Origin of the sequence: Halomonas sp. G11 (genome assembly GCF_001663515.1) — a bacterium.
In the GTDB taxonomy this organism is placed as follows: Bacteria; Pseudomonadota; Gammaproteobacteria; order Pseudomonadales; family Halomonadaceae; genus Vreelandella.
Genome location: NZ_LYXG01000030.1, coordinates 1 through 2,542 on the forward strand (window position 1 = coordinate 1; position 2,542 = coordinate 2,542).

The window sequence follows — 2,542 nt, forward strand, 5'->3', positions numbered from 1 at the left end:
CCCTCGATCCCAGCCCAGACTACCCCCGCCGCGGCGTCGATATTGCCCTCGGCACCGCCGAGCCGCCCACGGAAGACGACCCCTGCTACCGCTCGCGTCCCGAAAACGCCCGCGGCTTCGCCAATAACCGTCTTTACCACCTCGGCCTGTAAGGGGGAACGAATACCATGATCATCGAAAGCACCCTACGCCCCGAAAATGCCCTGAGCCGCACCACGGTTAACGCGGGCGATCATTACATCGGCACCGTAAAGCGCGGCCAAACCCTGCGTATTCTCGACTTAGAGGGCAATCAGGCCGCCGACACCCTGTTCTTCAGCGCCGACGATACCAGCGAGCGCTACAGCGCCATGGACACGGTGCGCGAACAGGGCGCTGTCTACCTCACCGCAGGCACTACGCTGATGTCCAGCGAAGGACGCGCCATGCTGACCATCAGCGCTGACACCTGCGGCCGTCACGACACCCTGGGCGGCGCCTGCGCCAGCGAAAGCAATACCGTGCGCTACGACCTGGAAAAGCGCCATATGCACTCCTGCCGCGACAACTGGATGCAGGCCATCGCCAATCATCCAGAGTTCGGCCTGACCAAGCGGGATATCACTCACAACATCAATTTCTTCATGAACGTGCCGGTCACCGCCGACGGTGGGCTGACCTTTGAAGACGGCATTTCCGCACCCGGCAAATACGTGGAGATGGTCGCCGAGATGGATGTGATCGTGCTGGTCTCCAACTGCCCCCAGCTCAACAACCCCTGCAACGGCTACAACCCCACGCCCATCGAGCTGTTGGTTTGGGACAGTTGACATAGAGACTTAAGGCCTGGGGACGACCTCAAGCGACTGACTATCCAGCGGGACGACCCGCCCTTGTTTGCAGGCAGTGCCATGTCTATCAATAAAACGTTCAGCAAAGTTTTGATTGCCAATCGCGGCGCCATTGCCGCGCGCATTTTACGTACCCTAAAAATAATGGAGGTGGGCAGCGTGGTGGTTTACGCCGACGCCGACCGTGACGCGCCCTACGTCCACCAGGCTGATGAGGCTTATTCGCTCGGCGAGGGCAGCGCCAGCGAGACCTACCTTGATATCGACAAACTCATCGCCATTGCCAAGCAAAGCGGTGCGCAAGCAGTACACCCTGGCTACGGTTTCCTGTCGGAAAACACCCGCTTTATCGACGCCTGCGACGCTGCAGGGCTGGTGTTCTTGGGCCCCACCACCGAGCAGATAAAACGCTTTGGTTTAAAACATGAAGCCCGCAGCCTGGCCGAGCAAGCCGGTGTGCCGCTGGTGCCGGGCTCAGCGCTCCTTGAAAACGTTGACGAAGCACTCAAAAGCGCCGAGCAGGTCGGCTACCCGGTGATGCTCAAGTCCACCGCCGGTGGCGGTGGGATCGGCATGCAAGTGTGCCAAACCTCCGCCGAGCTCGAGCGCGCCTTTGACTCGGTCAAGGGCCTGGGTGAGCGCAACTTTGGCGATGGCGGCGTGTTTCTGGAAGCCTACATTGACCGCGCCCGCCATATTGAGGTGCAGCTGTTTGGCGACGGCCACGGCAATGTCGTGGCCCTGGGCGAACGGGATTGCTCCACCCAGCGCCGCCACCAAAAAGTGCTTGAGGAGTGCCCGGCGCCTAACCTGGCGGAACACGTTCGCCAGGCACTCCACGAAACCGCCGTTCAACTGGGCAGAGCGGTCAACTACCGCAGCGCTGGTACCGTCGAGTTTATTTACGATACCCAGCGCGAGGCGTTCTATTTCCTTGAAGTGAACACCCGGCTTCAGGTGGAGCATGGCGTCACCGAGATGGTGTACGGTATTGATATCGTCGAGTGGATGGTAAAACTCGGCGCAGGCAAACTGCCTGATCTTGAGGCACTCACCAAAGATCTCGTCCCCAGCGGCCATGCCGTGCAGGCGCGCTTGTACGCCGAAGACCCTGCGCACGATTTTCGCCCCAGCGCAGGCTTGCTAACGGAGGTCGATTTCCCTCAAGGCGATGGCCTGCGCATCGACCATGCCATAGAAGCCGGGCTGGAAATCTCTGCCCTTTTCGACCCCATGCTGGCCAAGGTGATTGTTCACGCCGAAGATCGTGGCACTGCTATCGAGCAGTTGGCGGACTCGCTGGATAACGCCAGCGTTTATGGCATTACCACCAACCGCACCTGGCTTGCCCATGTGCTGCGCGCCAATCGTTTTCAGGGTGCCGACCTGGATACCCACTGGCTGACAGCCCTGGATTGGGCGCCGCCCGCCATGGAAGTGCTGGCCCCAGGCACCATGACAACGATTCAGGATTACCCCGGCCGCCAGGGCCACTGGGACGTTGGCGTACCGCCCTCGGGGCCGTTTGACGACTGGTCGTTTCGCCTGGGCAATCGCCTGCTCGACAACCCCAGCGATGCCGCCGGGCTGGAAATCACCCTCACCGGCCCGACGCTGCGCTTTCACCGCGCCACGCAAATCGTGCTGGCGGGTGCCGAGCTGCCTGCCACGCTGGATGGCGAAGCCGTCGCCTTCTGGCAGGTAGTGGATAT

2 protein-coding genes are annotated in these 2,542 nt (G+C 61.2%); both read left to right on the plus strand.

What is annotated here, in order from left to right; all coding sequences use genetic code 11:
• Positions 1-167 precede the first annotated feature (167 nt).
• Complete coding sequence (locus ADS46_RS12960) at positions 168-809, plus strand: urea amidolyase associated protein UAAP2 (RefSeq protein WP_066320772.1); 642 nt, start codon at positions 168-170, stop codon at positions 807-809.
• Positions 810-890: 81 nt separating this feature from the next.
• Positions 891-2,542: biotin carboxylase N-terminal domain-containing protein (locus tag ADS46_RS12965; protein WP_199825234.1), on the plus strand; the 1,652-nt coding region annotated here is incomplete at its 3' end.

What these genes read in the sequence shown, in the direction of transcription:
- ADS46_RS12960 (WP_066320772.1), top strand. Translation starts at nt 168, where the DNA reads ATGATCATCGAAAGCACCCTACGCCCCGAAAATGCCCTGAGCCGCACC.